Here is a 25,285-nt window from a genome sequence, read left to right as displayed (position 1 = left end):
CTCTCCTTCTCTTCTCAACTCTCTACACAAAAATGCGTGTTTCTTTATAAGGTAGCGTATACTTCCTTGATATCGTCTTCCGTAGCCAGCCATTCATGGAAGGCCGATGCACTGCCGGCGCTGATGCCCATTTTCAAGGCTTCCTGGAGGTCGCCCTTGGACGCTTCGAAACCGGCCAGGAACCCAGCGACCATGCTGTCGCCGGCACCGACGGAGTTGACCAGCGTGCCTTTCGGGGACTGGCGGCGGTAGACCTGGCCGTCTTCGCCGAGGAGCAGGGCGCCGTCACCGCCGAGAGATACGAGGACGTTGCGGGCCCCCATGGCCTGGAGCTGTTTGGCGCAGACGATGATTTCTTCATCCGTATGGAGGTCGACGCTGAACAATTCGCCTAATTCAAAGTTATTCGGTTTGATGAGGAACGGTCTATATTTGATGACATTCTTCAAAAGGTCGCCTGTGGCATCGACGACGACGCGGATATCGCGGTCCTGGAGGCGTTTGAGGATCTGTTCGTAAATATCATCGGGAATATCGCTGGGGATGCTGCCGGCCAGTACCAGGGTGTCACCGGCTTTGAGGGTATCGATCTGAGCCAGCAGGGCTTGCCGTTTTTCTTCGGGAATATGCGGTCCCATGCCATTGACAGCCGTTTCATCATCGGCGCTGACTTTGAGGTTGATACGCGAGCAGCCTTCGTCGAGGATGATGAAATCCGTATCGCCGCCGTTGATTTTGGCCAGGCGTTCAATTTCCCGGCCTGTGAAACCAGCGACGAAACCGAGCATCTTAGAAGGAATATGAAGGTTTCCCAGGACGAGGGACACGTTGATGCCTTTGCCGCCAGGATAGATTATTTCCTGTTCGGCCCGGTTGATGTCACCGGCCGTGAAGGTCTTCATGTGGACGACGTAGTCTAACGATGGATTGAACGTAACTGTATAAATCACAGGATATGCACCTCCGTAATCTGCTGATAAGCCGGTAATCGACGTGTTCTTCATCTTTGGCCGTAATCAGCGTAACCATTGATAAGTCTGCAAATGTAATGTGCGAAGATAAACCGAATTTACTGGAATCGGCCAGGACGAAGCGGTCTAGGCACTGGCCTACGGCAGCGCGCTTACAGACAGCTTCTTCATCATCCGGCGTCGTACATCCGGAATGGGGAGCGATTCCATTGGCTCCGAAGAAGCCCTTGGTGAAATGATAGCGGCCGATCATATCCCGCATATCACTGCCGACAATGGCTTCCGTATCGCCTTTGACCCGTCCGGGCAGGATGTAGACGCGGCTGCCGCTGCGCCCCAATTTCTGGGCCAGCGGGATGCTGTTGGTCACGAAGGTCGCTTCAGATTCGGCCAGGAAATCGGCCATCTGTTCCGTCGTCGAACCGGCGTCGAGATAGACGAAGTCATCCTTCTTGATCAGGCTGGCTGCATACTGGGCGATGCGGCGTTTATCGCTCATATGAATGGAATACTTGTCCTGCAGATTTTCCATATCCGCTTCATATGAAGAATCATCGCGCAGCGTCGTGGCGCCGCCATGGACACGGCGCAGGCGGCCTTCCCGGTCCAGCGTGAGTAAATCCCGACGGACCGTCGATTCGGAAATGTTCAGAAAACTCACTAAGTCCTGAACCGAAACGGCACCACTCGTATTGACAAGACGCATGATCTTTTCATGTCTTTCTTCTGTCAACATCGTATCACTTCCCTTTTTATCCTCCTTTGGCCTCATTATACCGTTATATTCAATCATTTTCAATCAAATTCATTCATTATAATCAAAAAGCAATCATTTTCGTTCATTTATGCGTCCAACTCATTAAGTGATTTTATTCACATACGCAAAGGGGCTGTCGCAGGTGCGACAGCCTCTTTAAGTGGTTAGTGGCTAGCAGTTAGTGGTTAGCAGATGGCTTTAAATTTAAAATCCTCTCTGCAAACTACAAACTCCGTGCTACAAACCATAAAAAAAGGACGGCACATGATGGCAGAAACCTTCGTGAGACAGCCCCGCAGGCCGCAGGCCGCCGCGACATCACAGATGTCGCTGTAGGGGCCGTCCAAAGCCTTTCCAGCCCGTCGGGTGCCGACCAATGGGAGGCGCAAGACGGTTGCTGGAACGGACAGCAGAGGCTGGGCGGCCCGTTGTGGGAATCCCGTGAAATGCTGTTCGTCGATATCATTATTCGCAGTTCACAGGTCACAAAACCATTTCTCATAGACCAGTTGAGTATATCTCCCATTGTTCACAACGGGACGCCCAAGGCTCCCTTTATAGGGGAGCTGGCCGCCGAAGGCGGTCTGAGAGGTTAAAGAGCGTCCCCTACGCACAAGGCCATAGGCCGTGAATGATTTGCCGTTAATCCATAACGGTTCTGCCATAACATCGCCTATGGTAATGCGTTCATCGTTTGTCGTAAATCCATAACATCGCCTGGCTGCGATTCCGTAGGGGCCGGCCTGTAAAGGCGGCCCGCTACGCGCGGAGGGCTTCCCGAAGCGTCGTTGTCAGTTTGAGTCTGTCGCCGCACAGCGGCATCTGAGTCCAAGAGAACGCAGGCCGTCGGTCGCAGGTCGCAAAACCATGCCACATATATCAGTTAAGTATATCTTCCATTGTTCACAACGGGACGCCTTGACAGGACGTCCCCTACACACAAGGCCACAGGCCTTGGATTATTTGTCGCCTGGCTGCGATTCGTTCATCGTTCGTCGTCATCGAAAAAAAAGCTGCCGCATAGCGACAGCTTTTTTCGTTGTAGGGGCGACCCGTGGGGCGCCCGCGTGCGGCCCCCTACGACGAACGACCTACGATAAACGATCATCAGGCCTACGATGAACGATCATCCCCGTGCTTCTGCGACGCGGGCGATGCCGTGGCGGGTGCGGTATTTGAGGAAGAGCATTAGGGCCAGGGCGACGGTGAAGGCGCCGACGAAGAAGTACAAGGTGACGGCATAACTATTGGTATTTTCTTTGATGAGCGACAGGACCAGGGGGCCGGCAACGCCGGCAGCGCCCCAGGCCGTGAGGATGCGGCCGTGGATGGCACTGAGGTATTTCGTGCCGAAGAGGTCGCTGAGGTAGGCCGGCATGCACGAGAAGCCGCCGCCATAGCAGGAAATGATGAGCAGGACCAGGACCTGGAAACTGAAGGCGCCCGTAACGCCAGCCAGCTGCCAGAAGGCCAGGATTTCAATGATAAAGAAGAGGACATACGTAGCCGAGCGGCCGATGTAGTCGGATATGGTCGCCCAGGCAATGCGGCCGGCGCCGTTCATGAGGCCGATGAAGCCGACCATGGAAGCCGCTGCCATAGGCGACATGCCGACGACATCCTGTGCCATGGGCGAAGCGACGGACAGCAGGGCGATACCGCAGGTGATGTTGGTGAAGAAGAGCCACCAGATGGCGTAGAACTGCCAGGTCTTCATGGCCCGGCGGACGGTGAACTGCGGCTGGGCGTCGGCGTATTCGACGGAAGATTCTTTTTCGGCCTTGGCCGGAACGTCTCCGGCTGCCGGCGGAGCCAGGTAGAGCGACGAAGCCGTCATGACGACCATATAGACGCAGCCGAGGATGATGAAGTTAGCGACTAAGCCAAAATGCTGGACCAGCAGCTGAATGGCCGGACCGGCGATGAGGCTGGCAAAACCGAAGCCCATGATAGCCAGGCCCGTAGCAAAGCCCCGATTTTCCGGGAACCATTTGACCAGTGTCGATACGGGCGTGATATAGCCCGTCCCCAGGCCGACGCCGCCGATGACGCCGTAAAAAGCGTAGAGCATGGGCAGGCTGTGGGCATAGAAAGCCGCTGCCGTGCCGAACATGGCCGTGACGAAGCAGGTCATGGATAAGAGGCCGGACTTGCGGGGACCGATTTTCTGGACGAAACTGCCCAAAAAGCCGGCCGACAGGCCGAGGAAGAGGATGGCCAGGGAAAAGGTCCACGTCGTTTCCTTGAGGGTGAAGCCCATAGATTCCATGATGGGCTTGGTGAGGACGCTCCAGGCGTAGACACTGCCGATACAGAGGTGGAGCCCCATGGCAGACAGGGCGATGAGCCAGCGATTTCGTTTCATTTAGACAACACTCCTTGTGAGGAGCCAGACTGGCGAAAAAAAATACCGGCCGCCTGGCTCAAGAATATGTAGCATACTCTTGCCCAGACGGTCGGCATGAAAATCTCCGTACAGTTCATGTGGTTACTCCACTTGATTCCGTCAGTCCTGTACGAATCTGCTGATGTGCTTATTATACGAATATGGACGGTGATTGTCAATATCCCTTTTTTAACTTTTAAGCAGCCGGCGAGAAGGGAACGTAAGGCTGGCTGGAAACAGCCGGCTTACTGGTCTTCGCCGTATCAGCTTTGGCAGCGGTTTTCGCAGTCGTCTTGGCTGCCGTTTTAGCAGCTGTTTCCGTTGCGGTCTTTACCGTTGTAGCTGTTTTGACAGGCGCTTTGGCCGCAGCCGTGGAAGCGGCAGCCGTAGCGGCTTCCTGCTTCTGCTGCGATGCCAGTTCAGCAGCCTGGGCCTTTTTTTCCCTGATATCCGACAATGTCTGGCCTGCCGGTGCCTGACGCAGGATATAGACGTTTTCTGCCGGTTCGACCGGTTTCAGGACGGAAAAACCATAGGCCATCAATTTCTGGGCATCGCCGAAGCGGTCGTCCGAGTTCATGATGGAAGCGATGACCGTCCGGCCATCCTGGGTAGCCGAAGCGACCAGGCAGGGACCGCCGGCGTTGGTCGTGCCGGTCTTGATGCCGTTGGCACCGGGGAAGCCGCTGGTCAGGAAATAGTTCGTCGTCGTGCAGTGCTTGGACCCGCCGTTGATATAGGGCATGTCGTATTCACTGTGGCTGACCATGTCGCGGAATTCCGGCATTTTCATGCCATAAGCGGCAATCGTCGCCATATCGCGGGCCGTCGAATAGTGATCGCTGTCCGGCAGGCCATGGGGATTGGCGAAATGGGTATTCGTGCAGCCCAGGGCGGCTGCTTTTTCATTCATCTTGGCGACGAAATCGGCCTGGGTCGGCGTAACCGTTTCGGCTACGGCAACGGCCGCATCACAGCCGGATACGGTCATCATGCCGGTCAGGGCATGGCGCAGGGTAATCTGGTCGCCAGGATCGATGCCCAGAACAGACGCATCGCTTTCGATGTTGTAGACGTCATTGGTGATGTTGAGGGGCTGGTCCATTTTGCCCTGGGCCTTGCCCAATTCGACGCCGAGAATACCGGTCATGATTTTCGTCGTACTGCCCGGATAGGTCCGGTCGTCGGCATTTTTCGCATAGAGCGTGTCACCCGTATCGGCATCCATGACATAGGCGGCATGAGCGCTGATTTCAGGTGGCTGCGGCGTATCGGCAAAGACGGCGGCCGACACAGTCAGGCAGGCGGCTGCAGCCAGACAGAAGATTCTTTTCAAAGACATAGCATACACTTCTTTCTCTATAAGGGATTTTTCGCAGCCATCTTGGGCTTGCGGGGATACTTTTTGGGGCTTTCCTTCACTTTCTCGATGTAAAGGACGGCGCGGACGTCATCGAGTCCCGGCAGGTGAACAGGTCGGACTTCGGCGATTTTGCCGCCCAGGATCTGCAAGGCTTTTTCGCCTTCTGCCAGTTCGTCTTCATACTGGGCCCCTTTGAGGGAAATGAAATAGCCTCCGGTCTTCACGTAGGGCAGGGCCCATTCGGCCAATATGTTCAGGCGGGCGACGGCCCGGCTGGTGACGATATCGAAAGCGCTGCGGTATTCCGGCTTATGGGCCATTTCTTCGGCCCGGCCGTGGAGGAACGACGCCGTCAGTCCTATATCGCTGACCGTGTTTTCCAGGAAGGTCAGGCGCTTTTGCAGGGAATCGAAGAACGTCACGTTCAAGTCCGGCCGGTAGATGAGCAGGGGCAGGCCGGGGAATCCGGCGCCAGTCCCCAAATCGAGGACACGAGCGCCTTCTTTGAAATAAGCCGGGTCATAACAGGACAGGCTGTCGGCCATGTGCTTGATGGCGACGCCTTTCGGGTCGGTAATGGCCGTCAGGTTCATGACTTTATTCGTTTCCACCAGTCTTTCATTAAAAGCGCAGAACTGGGAAAGCTGCCCGTCTGTCACGGTAAGGCCCATGGCCTTCAGGGCCTGTTCTAATTCACTGCGAAACATGATTTTTTTCCTCCCGGCTGTGCTGTTCCAGTACGATGAGCAAGGCCGTGATATCCGCCGGGGACACACCGGAAATACGGCTGGCCTGGCCTAAGGACAAGGGCCCGATTTCATCGAGTTTCTGCCGGGCTTCGGCCGACAGGGTGTCGATATCGGCATAGACGATATCGGCGGGCATCTTCTTCTGTTCCAGGCGGTTCATCTTTTCGACTTGTTCCATCTGGCGGCTGATATAGCCTTCGTACTTGATCATGATTTCGATTTCTTCTTCCACGTCGGCAGCCAGTTCCGGCAGGTCGAAGACCGTCCGCAGGGCCTCGTAGTCGACATCGTTGCGGCGCAGGAGGTCGTAGGCCGTGATGGCCGTGTGGATGGGTGCCGTGCCCAGGCGTTCCAATTTTTCCAGATTGGCCTTGGACGGCGTGACGGAAATGGCCTGGAGGGCGGCGATGCCTTCTTCGATGGCTTTTTTCTTGGCCGTGAAGCGGTCATACCGTTCCTGCGTGACCAGGCCCAGGTCATAGCCTTTCTGGGTCAGGCGCAGGTCGGCATTGTCCTGACGCAGGATGAGGCGGTATTCGCTGCGGCTGGTCATGATGCGGTACGGTTCATTCGTCCCCTTTGTGACCAAATCGTCGATGAGGACGCCGATATAGGCTTCGGAGCGGGTTAGGATGAACGGTTCTCTGCCCTGGACCTTCAAGGCCGCGTTGATGCCGGCCATGAGACCCTGGGCAGCGGCTTCTTCGTAACCGCTGGTCCCGTTGGCCTGGCCTGCCGAGAAGAGGCCAGAAATCTTCTTCGTTTCCAGCCACGGCGTGAGCTGCGTCGGGTCCAGGCAGTCATATTCGATGGCATAGCCCGGGCGCATGATTTTGACGTCTTCCAGGCCCGGGATGGTACGCAGGAAGGCGTACTGGACGTCGGCAGGCATACTGGTGCTCATGCCCTGGACGTACATTTCTTCCGTCGATTCCCCTTCCGGTTCGATGAAGAGCTGATGCCGCTTCTTATCGGCAAAGCGGACGATTTTCGATTCGATGGACGGGCAGTAGCGCGGCCCGATGCCGGTGATGATGCCATTGCACATGGGAGCCCGGTCGAGGTTGTCGCGGATGATCTTATGCGTTTCTTCGTTGGTAAAGGTCAGCCAGCAACATTCTTTGTTGCGGTCTTTCCGTTCCGACAGGAAGGAAAAGGCATGACCGTCTTTGTCGCCTTCCTGCTTGGCCATTTCATCGGTCCGCAGGGTACGGCGGTCGACGCGGGCCGGCGTACCGGTCTTGAAGCGCATAAGCTTGAGGCCGGCCTTGACCAGGGACCCCGACAAATCTTCAGCCGAGCGCTGGCCGATAGGGCCGCCGGAATAGGTACAGGTGCCGATGATGATCTTCCCTTTGAGGTAGGTCCCCGTCGCCAGGATGACGCACTTGGCTTTATAAACTTCATCCAGTTCCGTCCGGACACCGGTGACGGCGCCGTCTTCGACGAGAAGGTCTGTGATCATGAGCTGCTTGACATCGAGGTGGTCCTGGTTTTCCAGGGTCTTGGTCATGGCCATCTGGTACATCTTCTTATCGGACTGGGCCCGGAGAGAATAGACGGCCGGTCCTTTGCCGGTGTTGAGCATGCGCATCTGGAGGCACGTCTTATCCGTATTGATGCCCATTTCACCGCCCAGGGCGTCGATTTCCCGGACGAGATGGCTCTTCCCCGGTCCGCCGACAGCGGGATTGCAGGGCATGAGGGCAATATTATCTAAGTTCAGCGTCGCCATCAGGGTCTTGGCGCCCAGGCGGGCACTGGCCAGGGCCGCTTCACAGCCGGCATGGCCGGCACCGATGACGATGACATCGTATGTATCGACTACAAACATGGTTACACCCCTTTATTTACCTAAACAGAATCGGCTGAATATTTCTTCGACCATATCGTCGTGGACCGTATCGCCCGTGATCGAGCCCAAAAGCTCCCAGGCTTCGCGCAGGTCGACGACGGCACAGTCGACGGGCATACCGGCTTCGATGGAATCGAGGGCCCGCTGCAGGGCTTGCCGGCTCTGGCGCACCAGTTCGATATGGCGCGTATTGGTGAGCAGGGCACTGCCTGCCGTATCGGCATGGGACAGGGCCAGGGACAACAATTTATCTTTTAGGGAATCCAGGCCGTCACCCGTACCAGCCGACAAGGAGAGAACGGGATGACCATAGCCTGCCAAATCTTTTTCCGTAACGACTGGCATTAAATCGGTCTTGTTGAGGACGACCAGGACATTCTTATCCTTCGTGTCTTCCAGAATGGCCTTATCTTCATCGGACAAGGACCGGGACCGGTCGATGACGACCAGGATAATATCGGCTTTGTCCATATAGGCCTTGGCCTTGGTGACGCCTATCTTTTCGACGGTATCGTCTGTTTCCCGGATACCTGCCGTATCGACGAGGCAGACCGGGACACCTTTGAGGGAAATCCATTCTTCCAGGACATCCCGCGTCGTCCCCGGCACATCGGTGACGATGGCCCGGTCTTCCTGGAGCAGGCGGTTGAGCAGGCTCGATTTGCCAGCGTTCGGCGTACCGGCAATGGCGGCCATGACGCCGTCGCGGATGATGCGGCCGTCGTGAGAAGCCTCCAGCATATCGTCCAGGGCCGTCAGCTGTTTGCGGATAGCTCCGGCTACATCGGGGACGGTGATATCTTCCAGGTCTTCTTCAGGATAATCGATGGTGACTTCCAGGCGGGTAATGAAGTCCGTCAAATCATGGCGCATGGCACCGATGACTTTAGACAGCCGCCCTTCAAGCTGATTGACGGCACTGGTCAGGCCCTGGCGGCTCTTGGCCTGGATGACATCCATGACGGCTTCGGCCTGGGCCAGATCGATGCGGCCATTGACGAAGGCACGCTGCGTAAATTCTCCGGGATTGGCCATGCGGGCGCCGTGGGCCAGGACCAGGCCGAGGATTTCTTCCAAGGCCTTGCGGCCGCCGTGGCACTGGATTTCCAGTACGTCTTCCGCCGTATAGGAGTGCGGCCTTTTCATGATGAGCATGAGCACTTCATCGACAGGACGGCCGTCATCGGCAACGATGAAGCCATGCTGGATAGAACGGTCCTGGCGCTGGGCCAGGGGCTTTCCCGAAGGGCTGCGGAAAATGGCATCGCCTACGTCATAGGCATGGCTGCCGCTGATACGGATGACGCCGATGCCGCTTTCCCCCAGGGGGGTGGCAATGGCCGCGATCGTATCGGTCGTATCGTACATATGGCAATACTCCTTTCATAGCCAAGGGGCTCGCATGAAGTTTCCTGACATCATGCAAGATTCCTTTTACTTTATAGTTTGTAGTACAGAGTTTGTAGAAAAATACTCGAAAGAGGCTGTCTGAATGCGACAGCCTCTTTGTTAAGCTTCATAGGGCAAACTAAAAATTATTCTTGATAGTAAATGACGACGTGGCGGTACGGGTCCTGGCCTTCACTTTCCGTGCGGACCTGCGGGTCGTTCTGCAAGGTCACATGGATGATTTTGCGTTCATAACCGTTCATCGGTTCCAGGACGACGCGGTCGCCGTTCTTCTTGACGCGGTTCGCCAGACGGATAGCCAGCTGTTTCAGCGTTTCTTCCCGGCGATGGCGGTAATTTTCGACATCGAGCATGATGAAATGGCGCGTCCTTTCGCCCTGATTCGTCGTCAAGTTGGTCAGGTACTGGAGGGCATCCAAGGTCTGGCCATGCTTGCCGATGAGGATACCCAAGTTCTTGCCGTGCAGGTGGAGCAGGACTTTATCGGACTTGATCATCTTTTCGATGACGACGTCGATGCCCATGTTCTTGAGCACTTCCTGAAGGAAGGCCTTCGCCTTGGCGGCGGCTTCTTCAGCCGTAAAATCATCGCCTGTTTCGGCTTCAGCCGGTTCTGTTTCTACCTGGGGAACCGCTTCTTCAGCTGCGCCAGCTGCGTTGGCAGCCGGTTCAGCCGCTGCCGGTGCGACGGGCTTTTCCACGGCTGCCGGCTGGCTTTCCATGGTCGGGACCGTCGGTACGCCTTCTTTTTCGGTAATGCGTACTTTCGCCGGCTTGCTGCCGAATCCGAAGAAACCGCTCTTCGGTTCTTCCAAGACTTCGATGTCGACTTCGTCCTTCATTCTGCCGAGACGGACCAGACCGGAGCGGACGGCATCTTCGATCGTTTTTCCTGTAGTTTCGATGGTACTCATGCTTCTGATCGTGCTCCTTTTTTCTTGAGGTGGGTCATGAGGAACTGCTGTGCCCACTGGAATACGTTAGAAACAACCCAGTAAATGACCAGGCCGCTGGGGAAATTCAAGCTGATCCAGCCGATGAATAACGGCATGACGATCTTCATGATTTTCTGCTGTTTAGCCTGTGCATCCGAAGCCGCTACCTGCGTACCTGACATCTGGTTCTGGATGAAGTAAGTCGAAACAGCCGACAGCACCGGCATGATATATGTGGGGTCCGGCTGGCCCAGGCTGGGAAGCCATAAGAAACTTTCAAAGGCCGGGTCGTAGGGATATTCCCGAAGAGCATAGAAAATGGCGATGAGGAATGGCATCTGAATGAGGATCGGCAGACAGCCCGACAAGGGGTTGACGCCCATTTCCCGATACAGTTTGGTCATTTCTTCCTGCATCTTTTTCTGATTGCCCTTATATTTCTTCTGTAATTCTTTGATCTTAGGCTGCAGGGTCTGCATGCCTTCCATGGAACGGATCTGTTTAGCCGTAAGCGGAGCCAGAACCAGTTTAATAATCAAGGTGAGCATGATAATGGCAGCGCCATAGCTCGGATAGCCTACATTCTGGGTAAATGCATAACAGTAATTCATGAATGTCGTCATAATGCCGCTGAGGACATCCATTATTCCACTGAAAAAGCCCAATACTCTCAACTCCTGTTCAGTTGTAAAAATAGGGATCTACGGTACCGGATCATATCCGCCTTTGTGAAAGGGATGGCATTTTAAAATGCGCCTTAGTGCCAAATAACTCCCTTTGACAGCACCGTACTTCTGCAAAGCCTCGATGGCATAGGCAGAACAAGTCGGATAAAACCGGCAGCACGGCCGGTGAAGGGGCGATATGAACAACTGGTAAAACCGGATAAGGGCTATGAAACACCGTTTCATGTGTCATCACTTCTTTTTCAATACCCTGGCATGCCGGAATAATTGCAGGATGCTTTGTTCTGCTTCTTTGTATCCGGCGTATTTTAAACTGCTGCGGCCGATGAGGACCAAGTCGAACCCGTCGCGCAGGTCGAACTGGTGCAGACGATAGACTTCTTTCATCAGGCGGCGGCAGCGGTTGCGTTCGACGGCGCAGCCGATTTTCTTACCCGTTACGAAACCAATCCGGGTCGGCTGTTTCGGTGAGCGCGGCAGGACGTACAGGACGACGCGGCGGTTGACATACGACTTGCCGCGGCGGTATACGAGCTGGTACTCACGGTTTTTGCACAGCCGTTGTTCTTTTGTTAGTTCATACATACGCAAATTGTCCTAAAAATGCCAGAAAAACAGAAAAATTCCGCCAACCGGAACTTTTCTGTTTATCTCGTAATAATTAAGCAGAAAGTTTCTTTCTGCCTTTCATGCGGCGTTTTTTCAAAACCATGCGGCCGCCTTTCGTCTTCATTCTTTCGCGGAAGCCGTGAGTCCTCTTTCTCCATAATGTATTCGGCTGATATGTCTGTTTCAAGCTAGACACCTCCTTTGTCGTCATTGACAGTAAATGAATTTACACCATAACAGGTTAATTATAGTAAGCGAAGCCCCGGCTGTCAAGCCCTATTTTCCAAGTATTATACTGTTTGCGCATACCTCATGTATAAGTATTCCGTAAAAATTTTCTTCCCTTAATTTCGGTTTTGTTGTAAAATGTGGATAGATAAATAAGTTGTCAACAATCTATCCACATTTTGTGGATAAGTGGAAAAGAACCGGAAATTCGATGATTATCGTCTTTCCGCCTTTTTGTGTCCTCTTTGTCCACGTTATCCACAATTCAGGCTATACACATATACACTTTATATGGTACACTCTATGTCTCGCACAATTTTACGCACAGATTGGAAGGATTATTATGGACCTGCTCAGCTTATGGGAAAAAATGCTGGCTAACCTGAAACAAGTCTTGCCGAAAGAGATTTTTACCAACTGGTTTGAAGGCAACATCATTCCCTACTCCTATTCCGAAGAAGAAAATCTCCTCATATTAGACACAATGACGAATTTTCTCCGCGACTACGTCAGCAAAAAATACACGGATATCCTGGAAACCGTCGCCCAGGACGCCATCGGCCGCCCGACAAGGGTCCAGCTGATTACGAGCCAGGAAAAGAAGCCCGCTCCCGAAAGCCAGCCAGAAGCCGTCGCTGAAACGATCACCCTGCCGAAAAAGCCGGCAGCGCCTCCCGTACCGGCAGCCGCTGCCCCGGCCGGAGACGCGCAGTCCGTCCCGTCAGGACAGACAGAATGGGTCCAGCCTGAATTGCCCATCAGTGACGGTCCGTCAGCCCCCATGCCCGTCGTCAAAGAAGCCGTCCCCGTCACGCCTGATGAAATCCCTTATAATAATAATTTAAATAAAGATTATACCTTTGATAACTTCATCGTCGGCAATAGCAACCGCGTCGCCACAGCTGTCGCCAAGTCCATTGCAGCCGCACCGGCCCAGAAATGGAACCCCTTCTACATCTACGGCGGCAGCGGCTTGGGCAAGACCCACCTGATGCACGCCATCGGCCACGAATTGCTGAAGAACTTCCCTAACATGCGCCTGTTGTGCATCACCAGTGAAGACTTCGTCAACGAATTCATCCAGTGTATCCAGGACAAAAACACGGAAAGTTTCCGCCGCCGTTACCGCAATGTCGATGTCCTCTTCGTAGACGACATCCAGTTCCTGGGCCGTGGGGATAAAGAAAGTTCAAAAGAAGAATTCTTCCACACCTTCAACAAGCTCTATCAGGACAAAAAACAGATGGTCTTCACCAGCGACCGTCCGCCACGGGACATCAAGAAACTGGAAGAACGCCTGCGTTCCCGCTTTGAAAACGGCATGGTCACGCAAATCGAGCCGCCTGATTTAGAAACGCGCACGGCTATCCTCCGGGCCTGGGCAGAAAAAGAAAATATCACCTGCGACCTGGATGCCCTCAATTACATCGCAGCCAATGTCAGCGAAAACATCCGAAAACTGCACGGCGCCTTCATCCGCGTCCTCCTGGAAGCATCGCAGTCCAAGAGCAACGTCACCCTGCCTTTAGTAAAACACGCCATCCATTACATTACCGACGCCCAGGATGAAAAGAAATATATCACCATTGACGAAATCACGACGTACATCTGTCAACACTATAACATCAATTATAAAGAGCTCATGGGCAAGAAAAAGACCAAAGACATCGCCCTGCCGCGGCAGATTGCCATGTATATGTGCCGCGAACTGACAGGAAATACGTATCCTCACATCGGGACAGCCTTCAACGGCCGCGATCATACGACAGTCATGCACGCCTGCTCGCAGATTCGGAAGAAAATAGACAAAGACAGCCATTTCAAAGAACATCTGGAAAAGATGATGAATGAAATCCGCGGTGTGGATAACTAGGCTGATAAAATTGTACATACATTGTGGATAAGTCAAAAAAAGAAATCCACAGTGGAAATGTGGATAAAAAATGACGATTTGTCCACACGTTATCCACAGCTGTGGACAGCTTAAAATCGCTGTCTTTTTCCACTTATCCACAAATTCACAGCCCCTATTACTAAGACTACTATTTTTTAATTCACATTTAATTAATTTATTCAGCGCAGAAAAGAGGATACTCCATTGAGACTAAAACTGAAAAAAGAAGATCTGAACAAAGGCCTGCAGGCTGTCCAGAAAGTCGCCCAGAACAAAAGCAACAATATATCTTCTGAAAACGGCTTGCTTATCAAAGCCCTCCATGGTATCATCGAGTTCCAGGCCAATGACTACGATATGGGCATTAAGATCACCGTTCCCGGTATCATTGAAGAAGGCGGTGAAGCTTTTATTGCCAATCCTTATTTAATGGAATTGACCCGCCGCCTGCCTAGTGATGAAATCGAAATCATCAAGGAAGATGCCGATACACAGCTGCTCATCAAAGGCGGCAAACTCAAGTTTGAATGTCTGACCATGAATCCCGATGATTTCACAGAAGTCGAAATCGTTGAAAACGGCTATACCAGCTTTACGACGACGAGCGTCGTCATGAAGGACCTCATCGACAATACGTCCTATGCCTGCGCTACTGATGTGGCCCGCCCAATTTTCATGGGGACCTTCCTGGACGTCCAGGGGGATCAGATGACCATGGTCGCCACTGACACGCACCGCCTGGCATTGAAGACGGCTACCCTCGATGCGCCTGTGGATAATCCCTTACAGGCCGTTATCCCCAGCCGATTGTTATCAGAAATTTCCCGCCAGCTGCCGACAGATATCCCGGAAACCGTCGAAATCACGGCAGTCCGCAATTACCTGGCCGTACAGTTCGGCAATGTCTACATCCGGACGCGGCTCATCGAAGGGGAATTCCCCAATTATCGGCGCGTCATCCCCAATGACTTCAAGTGCATCGTCACGGTGGACCGGGCCGAATTCACGGGCGCTGTCGAACGCGCTTCTATCGTCGCCAAAGATGCCCAGTACAATGTCATCAACTTCATCGTCGCCGATGACCAGATCAAACTCATGAGCCAGCATCCTGACTACGGTACGGTCGAAGACTACGTCCCCTGCCATTTGGAAGGCCAGGGCCTGGATATTTCCTTTAATGGGAAATTCATCCTCGACATCTTGAAGCATTGCCATGATTCGGAAGTCATCTTGAAATCCAAGGAAAACAGCCCCATGCTGGTCCAGGATAAAGAAGATACTTCCTGTGTATTTGTTGTAACGCCTATGAGGACAAAATAATGGAAACAGTAAACATTACGACACCGATGATCCAGCTCGACCAATTCTTGAAATGGGCCAGTATTTTACAGAGCGGCGGTGAAATCCGCTTTCTGCTGGACGAAAAAAAGATTTTTGTAAATGGAATTTTATGCACTGCGAAACGCAAAAAACTCTATCCTGGAGACAAAGTTGAAATTAAAGGTATCGGTACATATTTGATTAAAGGTGAATAATTATGATGATTGAATCGGTCCGGCTCCACCGTTTCCGGAATTATGATGATGAAATGATTACCTTTCCCAAGGCCATCATCCTCCTCTATGGGAAGAATGGCCAGGGCAAGACGAATCTATTGGAATCATTATATATGGGGGGCATCGGCAAGTCCTACCGGGGCATCGCCGATGCCGACCTCATCAGCTGGAACCAGGACCAGGCCAGCATCATCATCCAGTTTCAGCGCAGTGATACGCAGCAGCAGCTGAAAATCATCTTATCCCGGACGGCCAAGAAAGAACTCTGGGTCAATGAAACAAAAGTTCCCCAAAAGGAACTGGTCGGGACCCTCAACGAAGTCCTGTTCTCGCCGGACGACTTGCAGCTCATCAAGGGCAGCCCGTCGCTGCGGCGCCGTTTCATCGACATGGAAATCTCCCAGGTCAGCCGGCCGTACTACCGGGAACTGCTGCAGTACAACCGGGCCATTTCCCAGCGCAATCTCCTGCTGAAGAAGATGAAATATGAAGGCATCCATCCTCTCGATGAATGGGACCGCCAGATTGCCGGCTTTGCAGCTTCGCTGGTCGCGAAAAGGCTCGAAGCCCTGCACAAGTTGTCCTTTTTGGCCGGCGTCCTCCACAAGCGTCTGAGCCGGGGGACGGAAATGCTGAACCTAACATATGTTCAGCCCTATGGCGGCGGCGACCGGGACCATCAGACCAATCCGGAATGGTACTATGCCCTCTTGCAGCGCCATCTCGAAGAAGACGTGCGCCGTCAGGCGACATCGGTCGGGCCGCACCGGGACGACCTGGTTTTTTCCGTCGGCCCGGCGGATCTGCGGAAATACGGCTCCCAGGGGCAGCAGCGGACGGCCGTCCTGGCCTTGAAATTGTCGGAGCTGGAATACGTCAAGTCCGAGACGGGTGAATATCCGGTCCTGCTCCTGGACGATGTCATGAGCGAGCTGGACCCGGACCGCCGGCAGGCCCTGCTCGATTTCGTCCGCGACCGTATCCAGACGTTCATTACGACGACGGAACCGGGGATCTTTGCCGGCATGGCCGGCTGTCATCCCATTTGCATTGAACAAGGGAGGGTCCTGTCTCATGGAGGAACGCAGTCTTGAATTAAAAAAAGCCGGTTTAGCCATACCGAAAGTATTGGAGAAAAACCGGCTCCTTTTGCCTTATCACTTATACCAGGCCAAACGGGACTGGAAACAGATTGCTGGCGAACAGATTGCCAAATATTCATATATATTAGATTTTAAGGATAAACAGGTTATCATTGCCGTCATGAACCCGGTATATATGAATTATCTGTTTATGTATAAAAATGAAATCATAGAGGAAATTAATTCTTACGTAGGGCATCGGGCCATTGCCGATGTCCGTTTTGTCAAAAAGGGGAAAAAACCGGTCCGGCCGGTCTATGAGACCTTGCAGGGCGAAAGGGAAGATGTCTTTCCTAAAGAGACTATCAGCCAGGTCCGCCTCGATGACGATACGGTAGCCCGTATCCGCCAGGAAACGGCCCATCTGGCAGAAGGGCTGCGGGAAAAAGTGGTCCAGCTCCGTTTCGCCCAGGCCAAGCGGAAGAAGGCTTACCAGCTGGAAGGCTTCGTTTCCTGTCCCTGTTGCGGCCGCTGGATGGCGCCTGGCGAAAGGCAGTGCCTCTTTTGCCGCAGCGAGGCCCGGCATGCCTTGAAGCGGCAGATACGCGCTTACCTCGACGACATGCCCTGGCTGTCGTGGGAGGCCGTGACCGGCTATCTGAAGACGGACGTGACGGCGGCTGCGGAAGAACAGGCGTACAATGAAGTCCGCCGCAATCTCATCTATACCTATATTGAAAAGGTATATTACGAATACGATACGGCAGCCGATGATTTTACCCTGGCCATGCTCATCACCCGCCGCGTCCCCGGCGATATCCCGCCGAAATTCATCGAGAACCTCGTTGCCAAATACAGAAAGAAGGACGACCATGTATCTCCATCTGAGCCGTAATCTCTCCATCCATGCCGGCGATGTCGTAGCCATCGTCAACCTGTCAGGCCGTCAGGGCCGCTCGGTCTGCCAGCATTGCGGCCTGCCTCTCGTCGCCGTCGACGGGATACCGGAAAAGGCCTGGCGCTGCCTGGTCGTCACAGGAAAGCAGGTCTTTGCCCTGCCGGTCACGGGAGAGACTGTGGTCCGGCGCTATCAGAAGTGCCTGCACCCGGCAAGGTATGTATTCAAAAATGTTTGATTTTACGGTATAATAAAGTGTTAGATTGCCTAAATGAATCATTAAAATTGCAAGAAACAGGAGTTGAGAATCTCTATGTCGAAAGACAAAGCTAGATATGGTGCCGAACAGATTCAAGTATTGGAAGGACTGGAAGCCGTCCGCAAACGGCCTGGGATGTACATCGGCAGTACATCGACACGGGGCCTTCATCATCTGGTCTACGAAGTCGTCGATAACAGTATCGACGAAGCTCTGGCCGGCTATTGTACGCACATCGAAGTAACCATCCAGGAAGACAACAGCATCACTGTCGTCGATAATGGCCGCGGTATCCCTGTAGCCATGCATAAGATCGGCAAGCCTGCTGTCGAAGTCGTCCTGACGGTCCTCCATGCAGGCGGGAAATTCGGCGGCGACGGCTATCCCATTTCCGGCGGCCTCCACGGCGTCGGCATTTCCGTCGTCAACGCCCTCAGCGTCTGGACGAAGGTCCAGGTCAAACGGGATGGTTATTTATGGGACATCTCCTTTACCCGCGGCGTGACCGATCAGCCGCTCCGGAAGGTACGCCCTCTGGAAGCAGGAGAAGAAACGGGGACAAAAGTTTCTTTCAAACCGGACCATGAAATCTTCCCGGACACGGTCTATGACTTCAATACCTTGAAGACGCGCCTGCGCGAACTGGCTTTCCTCAATAAAGGCCTGCACATCACCCTGACCGATAAGCGCGGTGAAGGCAAGAGCGAAGTCTACTGTTATGAAGGCGGCTTGACGTCGTTCGTCGAATTCCTCAACGAAAGCCATCAGGCCGTCAATCCGACGGTCATCAACGTCGACGGCGAAAAGAACAAGGTCATCATCGACATTGCCATGCAGTATAACGACAGCTACAGTGAAAATATCCTGACTTTCGTCAACGATATCTTCACTGAAGAAGGGGGCACGCATCTGAGCGGCTTCCGTTCCGGCCTGACGCGTACGATCAACGATTATGGCCGCAGTGCCGGCATCATCAAAGAGAACGAAGACAACTTGTCCGGCGAAGACGTCCGCGAAGGCTTGACGGCGGTCATCAGCGTCAAAGTACGGGAACCGCAGTTCGAAGGCCAGACCAAGACCAAACTGGGAAACAGCGAAGTCAAGGGCATCGTCGACAATATCGTTTCCGACGGGCTGAAAGAATTCTTTGAAGAACATCCATCTGAAGCCAAGGCCATCATCAATAAGACCATTTCTGCGTCCCGTGCCCGCCAGGCCGCCCGCCGCGCCCGCGAGCTGACGCGCCGCAAGAACGCCCTGGAAATCAGCAGCCTGCCTGGGAAACTGGCGGACTGCTCGGAAAAGAATCCGGACCAGACGGAAATCTACCTGGTCGAAGGGGATTCGGCAGGCGGCAGCGCCAAGCAGGGCCGTGACCGCCGTTTCCAGGCTATCCTGCCCCTGCGCGGCAAAATCATCAACGTCGAAAAGGCCCGCCTCGACAAGATCCTGGCCAATGATGAAATCCGTTCCATGATCACTGCCTTCGGCACGGGCATCGGCCAGGAATTCGACTTGAGCAAACGCCGCTATGACAAGATCATCATCATGACCGATGCCGACGTCGACGGCGCCCACATCCGGACGCTGCTCCTGACCTTCTTCTACCGCTTCATGAAGCCCCTCATCACAGACGGCCACGTCTATATCGCCCAGCCGCCGCTCTATCAGGTGCGCAAGGGCAAACAGGTCTGGTACTTCTATACGGACGAATCGATGCAGGCCAAGCTCGATGAACTGGGCCGTGACAGCAACAACGTCGTCGTCCAGCGCTATAAAGGCCTGGGCGAAATGAACCCGGAACAGCTTTGGGAAACGACGATGGACCCGGAAAACCGGACCATGCTCAAAGTCGAATTGGAAGACGCCGCCGAAGCGGACCGCATTTTCTCGGTCCTCATGGGCGACAAAGTCGAACCGCGGCGCAAATTCATTGAAGAAAATGCCAAGAAAGTCCGCAATCTGGACTTGTAAGAGGAGGGCCTATGCCGGACATTTCCCGAAAGATAGACTTATTCACTGATTCCGTCATCGCCCGCATGTCGAAAGTGGCCGAAGCCTGCGGCGCCATCAATCTGGCCGAAGGCTTCCCGGACTTTCCGCCGCCCCAGGCCATGCGCGACCGCCTCAGCGAAGTAGCTCAGGCCGGACCGCACCAATACAGCATGGATAATGGCGCAGCCAATCTGCGCCAGGCCATGGCCGACTGCCGCCGCATGTTCACGGGCCAGACCATCGACCCTGAACGGGAAGTCGTCGTCACCTGCGGCGGGACGGAAGCCTCATGGCGGCCATGATGACCCTCGTCGACCCTGGCGATAAAGTCATCCTCTTTTCGCCTTTTTATGAAGCCTACAGTACAGACGCCCTGCTCTGCGGGGCAGAGCCTGTCTACGTATCGCTCCGCGAACCGGACTATACCTTTGATGCCGATGAATTGGAAGCGGCTTTCAAGCAGCATCCGAAAGCGATTTTCCTCTGCAATCCGTCCAATCCGTGCGGCAAGGTATTCTCCCGGGAAGAGCTGATGACCATTGCCAAGCTGGTCGAAAAGTACGATGCCTTCGTCGTCATCGATGAGGTCTACGAGCACATCATCTATGAACCGACACAGTATACGTATTTTTCTACCCTGCCCGGCATGTATGAACGGACGCTCTGCTGCGGTTCCCTGTCCAAGACGTATTCCATCACGGGCTGGCGCCTGGGCTATATTTTCGCCTCGCCGGCTCTGACGGATGCCATCAAGAAACTCCACGTCTACCTGACCATCAGTGCGCCCAGCCCGCTGCAGGAAGCGGCCGTGACGGGCCTGCGCTTCGGCCGGGACTATTACGATGGCCTGCGGGCCATGTATACGCGCAAGCGGGATTTCGTCATGAAGCGCCTCGATGACATCGGCATCGGCCATAATGTGCCGCAAGGGGCCTTCTATATGCTCGTCGATATCGGCGGTTATGGTTATGATGACGACGAAGCGTTCTGTCGGGACCTGGCAGAAAAAGTTGGCGTCGCCTTAGTGCCGGCTTCGACGTTCTTCATCGAACCGGTCCATCACCTGGCGCGGCTGCAATTCGCCGTCCGCGATGAAACCCTGGAAAAGGCGATGGAACGGCTCGAAAATATTTCTCTATTGAAAAAATAAGTTGCCTATGGCAACCAGGGGGAGGGATTTTTGATGAAAAAGTGGCAGATTCTCTTAGGAGCACTTTGTATCAGCGTATCGAGTCTGACAGCCTTTGCTGCCGATGAGCCCGCCAAGGCGGAGCCGGCAGCGGCTATCGTCCTGACCGACCCGACGGTCAACGTCAAGAACCTGGACGATTTTTATATCCTCAAAGGGAGTACCTATGATAAAGTGACGGGACTTTTGCAAAATCTGCCGTCCCAGACGACAGGCCTCGTTGGCAGCTATTATTTCCGCGTCGACAAGAATGTCGTCGGCGATTACTTTTATCACGTCAAGGCCTATGATACGGTATCCCACGTCCTCATAGGCAATTATTTCGTCGCCAAGGATGAAAGCTGCGCCTGGAAACTGCAGGCCGGCGACGATGCGGCCCTGATTTATGGCAATGCAGAAAAACTGATGGATAAGGTCGAAGTCGTCGTCTATCCGAAGAAGATCCCCCTGGGCAGCTACGGCATCATCCGCGTCCATGTACCGGGGATGGTACCCTATGACGTCAAAGCGACGAGTTTGAATACGAAAGTCGCCGATATTACGGAAAAAATGAATATTCATCCCATGCAAGCCGGCAAGACCGACTTGGTCATCGACATCAAGATCGGTGACACTGTGCGCACTGTGACCAAGTCGATTACCATTGTCGATGAAGCCGACCGCCATACGGGTGAACCGTCCCATAGCGGCCCTAGTGTCGGCGTAGGCATCGGCATCGGCTGGGGCGGCGGCTGGCACCACCACGGCGGTGGTATCGGTATTGGCGTCGGCCCTTGGTGGTAACCATTTAAAAGGAGTGTGTATCTATTGTGGAGTTTTCCCTAGGAAAACAATTTCTCGTCATCATTTTGCTGATTTTTGGCAACGGCATCTTTTCCCTCTTGGAAATGGCCATCGTCAGCTGTCATCAATCCCGGCTGGAAGCCCTGGCCGATGAAGGCAGCAAGTCAGCCGCTATTGTCCTGAAACTTCGTGAAAATCCGAATAAGATGTTTTCCATGGTCCAGTTCGGCATTACCCTGGTCAGCCTGCTCACCGGTGTTTACGGCGGAACCACCATGGCCGGCCCTTTGTCGAAGTATGTAGCCCAAATTCCTGGCTTGGAAGCCTATGCCTATACGATCAGCCTGACGGGCATCGTCGCCTTCATTACCTACTTGACGATTATCCTCGGTGAAATCGTGCCCAAGCGCATCGCCATCGACAAACCGGAAAAAATCTCCTGTCTCCTGGCCCGGCCGATGCTCTATTTTTCCATTCTCTGTACACCGGTCGTATGGATTTTGTCCTGGTCGACGGCGATGGTTACGAAAATCATGGGCGTCAATAAACCGGAAGTCCTGCCCGTTACAGAAGATGAAATCAAGCTGCTCCTGGAACAGGGCGTCGAACTCGGGGCCTTTGAAAAAGAGGAACCGGAACTGGTAGATCGCGTCTTCCGCCTGGCCGACATGGACGTCGGTGATATCATGACCAACCGGACCCAGGTCGATTGGATCGATGTCGAAGATCCGGAAGAAACAATCATGCAGGAACTGGTAGCCTTTAACCACAACACTCTGCCCGTCGGCCGGGGCTCGCTGGATGATTTCATCGGCATGATTTCCGTCAGCGAAATCTTCCAGAAATACTATGCCGCCGTCCGGAAGGATAAGACCGTTTCCCTGACGACCATCGTCGAAGAGAGCGTCCACAAGCCGATTTATATTCCCGAATCGATGGACATTATGAAAGTCGTCCACGTCTTTCGCGAACACAGCGTCCATGAAGTCGCCGTCCTCGACGAATACGGCAATTTCAGCGGTATTCTGACCCTGCATGATATCCTGGAAGAACTGGTCGGCATCATGCCGGCTGGCGAAGAAGAGAAAAAGGAGGAAGCGAACCGCATCATTCAGCGCGGCCCTAATGAATGGCTCATGGAAGGCCTGCTGACCATCGAAGAGTTCAAGGATTTCTTCGACATCGAAGACGATTTGCCCGACGAAGACGAAGATTTGTATAAGACCCTGGGCGGCCTCATCACCTATGGTGTCGGCCGTATCCCGCGGGAAACCGATACGTACGAGTGGGAAAATTTCACTTTTGAAGTCATGGATATGGACAACCTGCGGGTCGATAAGATACTGGTGACCCGCAGAGATACACCGGATGCCGATGAAAAAGCGGATAAAGGTGCCGATAAATGATTAGGTCTTTGAGAAAGGAAGTTTGTATGGAAATGGGAGAACGCCAGGCAATTTACCAGGTGTCTACGCTGCAGGCCCTGGCCCGCGGCAATTATTACGGCAGTACCGATATGGAAACGCTGCTGACCCATGGCGACACGGGGCTGGGGACGTTTCACGCCGTAGGCGGTGAACTCATCGTCATCGACGGCCATGCTTACCGCGTCTTAGGCGATGGATCGGCTGTGGAAGCGGCCACGAGCGATACGACGCCCTTTGCCACGGTGACGTGGCTGCGGGAACAGGTTCCCGTCATATTGAAGCGCCAGCCGTCGATTGAAGCCCTGAAGGATATCCTGACCGAGCAGGTCAGGGAACTGGGCATCAATGATGTCTACATCGTCCGCATCGACGGCCATTTCCGCAGCGTATCGGCCCGGACCGAGCTGGAACAGCAGGAGCCCTATCTGCCCTTTGCCAAGGTCCTGGAAAAAGATGAACGCCGCTTCACTTTTGAAGATATCGACGGCAGCCTCATCGGCATCTACATCCCGGACTATCTGAGCGGCGTCAATACGTCGGGCTGGCATTCCCACTTCATTTCGGCAGACCGGAAAAAAGGCGGACACGTCTTTGACCTGGACCTGGAAGAAGGCCGTGTCATTTTCAACAAAGCCGACCGCTTCATTCTCGACATGCCCCATAATAAACAGTTCGAACGGGGCGACCTGACGGCTGCCTCGCAGGAAGAAATCAAACAGATCGAACAAGGGAAATAGTTTGTAGTACGGAGTTTGTAGTTTGGAGAAGATGGCTTTAAATTTAAAACCATCCGCTAACCCCTAGCCCCTAGCTGCTAACCACTAAAAAAAAGACCTGTCGCGTTGCGACAGGTCTTTTTTATTCGCTCTTAGTGGAACGGAGAAATAGATTTTTCAGGACCTCGTGGGGGTCCTTTTTTTCTTTTATGATGGCGTGGACGGCTGCCGTAATGGGCAGTTCTACGCTGTATTTTCCAGACAGGTCGAGGAGTGCCTCTGTCGTGCTGACGCCTTCGGCCAGTTTTTTGAAGGGCTTTCCTTCGATGAAGTCCTGGCCAAAGCGGCGGTTATTGCTGTGCAGGGAAAAGAGGGTCGCTTCGTAATCGCCGAGGTGGCTCAGGCCGTAGACGGTCATGGCCTGTCCGCCCATGGCGGCGACAAGGACCGATAGTTCGTGGGCGCCGCGGGCCATGAGGGCTCCTTTCAGGCTGGTCAGATGAGCGCCGTCGAGCATACCGGCAGCGATGCCCATGACGTTCTTGGCGGCCGCGCCGATTTCGATGCCCAACAGGTCCTGGCCGTAGTAGAAACGGATGAGGGGACTCGTGAAGGTATCGACTAAGAAGTGGGTCAGGTCTTCGTCAGCCGAGGCGATGACCATGCAGTTCGGCATACCGCTGATGAAATCCTGGACGTGGCCGGGCCCGACCCAGACGGCCGTGCGTACGGACGGTCCCAGTTCTTCTGCCATGACTGTCGTCAATCGCTTGCCGCTTCCTTCTTCCAGACCCTTCATGGCCAGGACGAAGGGCAGGGACGGGGCGAAGCCGGCTTCTTTCAGTTGATGCGTGAACCTGCGCAGCTGCTGGGCGCTGATGGAGATGATGCAGATATCGGCGGCTGCCAGGGCTGCCGTCAGGTCCGAAGTCAGGCTCACAGAATCGGGCAGGCGCAGGTATTCATTCTGGCGGGTGTCCATAAGTTCCTGCAAGTGCTGAGAACCGGGACGGCCCCATAAGGTGACGTCATGGCCGATGTGGTCGGCGTACCAGGCGTGGAAACTGCCCCAGCGGCCGCAGCCTAAGACGGTGATCTTCATGGAATGCCTCCTTTTATCTTACAGCTTGGCAATGACGGCGTCACGGTATTCTTCCGTCGTGGCGCTGCCGCCTAGGTCCGGTGTGAGGTGCTGCTTTTCAGCCAGGACTTCATCGACGGCTTTGCGGATCTTGGCGGCAATGGCCGTTTCGCCGATGTATTCCAGGAGCATGCAGGCCGACCACAAGAGGGCTGTCGGATTGGCGATGTGTTTGCCGGCGATATCCGGGGCACTGCCGTGGACGGCTTCGAACATGGCATAGTCGTCGCCGACATTCATGGAAGGCAGCAGGCCCAGGCCGCCGATGAGGCCGCTGGTCAGGTCGGACAGGATGTCGCCGTAGAGGTTGGGCGTGACGATGATGTCGAACTGTTCCGGCCGCATGACCATCTGCATGCACGTGTTGTCGACGATTTTGTCGTCGCTTTCGATCTG

General features: G+C 54.2%; 26 protein-coding genes and 1 riboswitch. Of the genes, 12 read left to right on the top strand and 14 right to left on the bottom strand.

Annotated features, from left to right (window positions below; all coding sequences use genetic code 11):
- Positions 1-44: 44 nt before the first annotated feature.
- The 12 genes from pfkB to rpmH form a co-directional block, all read right to left on the bottom strand.
- Entirely contained in the window at positions 45-950 is a 906-nt protein-coding gene (gene pfkB, locus NM10_RS03775) for a 1-phosphofructokinase (protein WP_020723854.1), read from the bottom strand.
- On the bottom strand, positions 880-1,707 hold the full coding sequence (locus NM10_RS03770; protein ID WP_020310278.1) for a DeoR/GlpR family DNA-binding transcription regulator: 828 nt from the start codon (positions 1,705-1,707) through the stop codon (positions 880-882). Before NM10_RS03770 ends, pfkB begins: the two co-directional genes overlap by 71 nt.
- Before the next feature lie 1,147 nt (positions 1,708-2,854).
- Positions 2,855-4,093: an L-lactate MFS transporter gene (locus NM10_RS03765; RefSeq protein ID WP_020310277.1), complete on the bottom strand. Its 1,239-nt coding sequence runs from the start codon at positions 4,091-4,093 to the stop codon at positions 2,855-2,857.
- A gap of 74 nt (positions 4,094-4,167) precedes the next feature.
- A riboswitch (ZMP/ZTP riboswitch) is annotated at positions 4,168-4,252 on the bottom strand.
- A 58-nt stretch (positions 4,253-4,310) separates the two neighbouring features.
- Entirely contained in the window at positions 4,311-5,456 is a 1,146-nt protein-coding gene (locus tag NM10_RS03760) for a D-alanyl-D-alanine carboxypeptidase family protein (RefSeq protein WP_020310276.1), read from the bottom strand.
- Between the two features lie 17 nt (positions 5,457-5,473).
- A complete protein-coding gene (gene rsmG, locus NM10_RS03755) occupies positions 5,474-6,184 on the bottom strand; it encodes a 16S rRNA (guanine(527)-N(7))-methyltransferase RsmG (RefSeq protein WP_020310275.1) in 711 nt (236 codons plus the stop codon).
- Positions 6,171-8,060, bottom strand: a complete 1,890-nt coding sequence (gene mnmG / locus NM10_RS03750; RefSeq protein WP_020310274.1) for a tRNA uridine-5-carboxymethylaminomethyl(34) synthesis enzyme MnmG — start codon at positions 8,058-8,060, stop codon at positions 6,171-6,173. Before mnmG ends, rsmG begins: the two co-directional genes overlap by 14 nt.
- 12 nt (positions 8,061-8,072) lie before the next feature.
- On the bottom strand, positions 8,073-9,449 hold the full coding sequence (mnmE, locus tag NM10_RS03745; RefSeq protein ID WP_020310273.1) for a tRNA uridine-5-carboxymethylaminomethyl(34) synthesis GTPase MnmE: 1,377 nt from the start codon (positions 9,447-9,449) through the stop codon (positions 8,073-8,075).
- 167 nt (positions 9,450-9,616) lie between these two features.
- Entirely contained in the window at positions 9,617-10,405 is a 789-nt protein-coding gene (gene jag, locus NM10_RS03740; protein ID WP_020310272.1) for an RNA-binding cell elongation regulator Jag/EloR, read from the bottom strand.
- The gene (locus tag NM10_RS03735) at positions 10,402-11,070 is read right to left on the bottom strand and encodes a YidC/Oxa1 family membrane protein insertase (RefSeq protein WP_036200823.1); all 669 of its coding nucleotides are present in this window, start codon (positions 11,068-11,070) and stop codon (positions 10,402-10,404) included. Before NM10_RS03735 ends, jag begins: the two co-directional genes overlap by 4 nt.
- A 57-nt stretch (positions 11,071-11,127) precedes the next feature.
- A complete protein-coding gene (gene yidD / locus NM10_RS13210) occupies positions 11,128-11,337 on the bottom strand; it encodes a membrane protein insertion efficiency factor YidD (protein ID WP_020310270.1) in 210 nt (69 codons plus the stop codon).
- Positions 11,338-11,343: 6 nt separating this feature from the next.
- A complete protein-coding gene (rnpA, locus tag NM10_RS03730; protein WP_020310269.1) occupies positions 11,344-11,697 on the bottom strand; it encodes a ribonuclease P protein component in 354 nt (117 codons plus the stop codon).
- 76 nt (positions 11,698-11,773) lie between these two features.
- Entirely contained in the window at positions 11,774-11,908 is a 135-nt protein-coding gene (gene rpmH, locus NM10_RS03725; protein WP_020310268.1) for a 50S ribosomal protein L34, read from the bottom strand.
- 384 nt (positions 11,909-12,292) lie between these two features.
- On the opposite strand from rpmH, the gene dnaA reads away from it, so the two are divergent.
- From dnaA to budA, 12 genes are all read left to right on the top strand, one after another.
- Positions 12,293-13,822 carry a chromosomal replication initiator protein DnaA gene (gene dnaA / locus NM10_RS03720; RefSeq protein WP_020310267.1) on the top strand — a complete coding sequence of 510 codons (1,530 nt, stop codon included), beginning with the start codon at positions 12,293-12,295 and terminating at the stop codon, positions 13,820-13,822.
- A gap of 225 nt (positions 13,823-14,047) precedes the next feature.
- Positions 14,048-15,163: a DNA polymerase III subunit beta gene (gene dnaN / locus NM10_RS03715; RefSeq protein WP_020310266.1), complete on the top strand. Its 1,116-nt coding sequence runs from the start codon at positions 14,048-14,050 to the stop codon at positions 15,161-15,163.
- The gene (locus NM10_RS03710) at positions 15,163-15,378 is read left to right on the top strand and encodes an RNA-binding S4 domain-containing protein (protein WP_020310265.1); all 216 of its coding nucleotides are present in this window, start codon (positions 15,163-15,165) and stop codon (positions 15,376-15,378) included. The genes dnaN and NM10_RS03710 overlap by 1 nt, the downstream gene beginning before the upstream one ends.
- 2 nt (positions 15,379-15,380) lie before the next feature.
- Positions 15,381-16,493: a DNA replication/repair protein RecF gene (gene recF / locus NM10_RS03705; protein WP_239639597.1), complete on the top strand. Its 1,113-nt coding sequence runs from the start codon at positions 15,381-15,383 to the stop codon at positions 16,491-16,493.
- Complete coding sequence (locus NM10_RS03700) at positions 16,474-17,376, top strand: DUF721 domain-containing protein (RefSeq protein ID WP_020310263.1); 903 nt, start codon at positions 16,474-16,476, stop codon at positions 17,374-17,376. The genes recF and NM10_RS03700 overlap by 20 nt, the downstream gene beginning before the upstream one ends.
- Positions 17,354-17,617: a hypothetical protein gene (locus NM10_RS03695; RefSeq protein WP_020310262.1), complete on the top strand. Its 264-nt coding sequence runs from the start codon at positions 17,354-17,356 to the stop codon at positions 17,615-17,617. Before NM10_RS03700 ends, NM10_RS03695 begins: the two co-directional genes overlap by 23 nt.
- A 75-nt stretch (positions 17,618-17,692) precedes the next feature.
- Positions 17,693-19,612 carry a DNA topoisomerase (ATP-hydrolyzing) subunit B gene (gene gyrB / locus NM10_RS03690; protein ID WP_020310261.1) on the top strand — a complete coding sequence of 640 codons (1,920 nt, stop codon included), beginning with the start codon at positions 17,693-17,695 and terminating at the stop codon, positions 19,610-19,612.
- Positions 19,613-19,623: 11 nt separating this feature from the next.
- Entirely contained in the window at positions 19,624-19,935 is a 312-nt protein-coding gene (locus NM10_RS03685; protein ID WP_020310260.1) for an aminotransferase, read from the top strand.
- Positions 19,923-20,783 carry a pyridoxal phosphate-dependent aminotransferase gene (locus NM10_RS03680; RefSeq protein WP_020310259.1) on the top strand — a complete coding sequence of 287 codons (861 nt, stop codon included), beginning with the start codon at positions 19,923-19,925 and terminating at the stop codon, positions 20,781-20,783. Before NM10_RS03685 ends, NM10_RS03680 begins: the two co-directional genes overlap by 13 nt.
- A 33-nt stretch (positions 20,784-20,816) precedes the next feature.
- Positions 20,817-21,605 (top strand): hypothetical protein, encoded by a 789-nt coding sequence (locus tag NM10_RS03675; RefSeq protein WP_020310258.1) that lies wholly within the window; start codon positions 20,817-20,819, stop codon positions 21,603-21,605.
- Between the two features lie 26 nt (positions 21,606-21,631).
- Positions 21,632-23,011, top strand: coding sequence for a hemolysin family protein (locus NM10_RS03670; RefSeq protein ID WP_020310257.1), 1,380 nt, complete (start codon positions 21,632-21,634; stop codon positions 23,009-23,011).
- Between the two features lie 26 nt (positions 23,012-23,037).
- Positions 23,038-23,769: an acetolactate decarboxylase gene (budA, locus tag NM10_RS03665; RefSeq protein ID WP_020310256.1), complete on the top strand. Its 732-nt coding sequence runs from the start codon at positions 23,038-23,040 to the stop codon at positions 23,767-23,769.
- A gap of 121 nt (positions 23,770-23,890) precedes the next feature.
- Here budA and NM10_RS03660 read toward each other — a convergent pair whose 3' ends face one another.
- Both NM10_RS03660 and NM10_RS03655 read right to left on the bottom strand, forming a co-directional pair.
- A complete protein-coding gene (locus NM10_RS03660; protein WP_020310255.1) occupies positions 23,891-24,850 on the bottom strand; it encodes an NAD(P)H-dependent glycerol-3-phosphate dehydrogenase in 960 nt (319 codons plus the stop codon).
- Between the two features lie 18 nt (positions 24,851-24,868).
- The coding region (locus NM10_RS03655) for an isocitrate/isopropylmalate family dehydrogenase (RefSeq protein ID WP_020310254.1) at positions 24,869-25,285 on the bottom strand (417 nt) is incomplete at its 5' end.

This window comes from Megasphaera sp. NM10 (genome assembly GCF_000417505.1).
Lineage (GTDB): Bacteria > Bacillota > Negativicutes > Veillonellales > Megasphaeraceae > Megasphaera > Megasphaera intestinihominis.
This window is presented reverse-complemented; position numbering and strand designations above follow the sequence as displayed.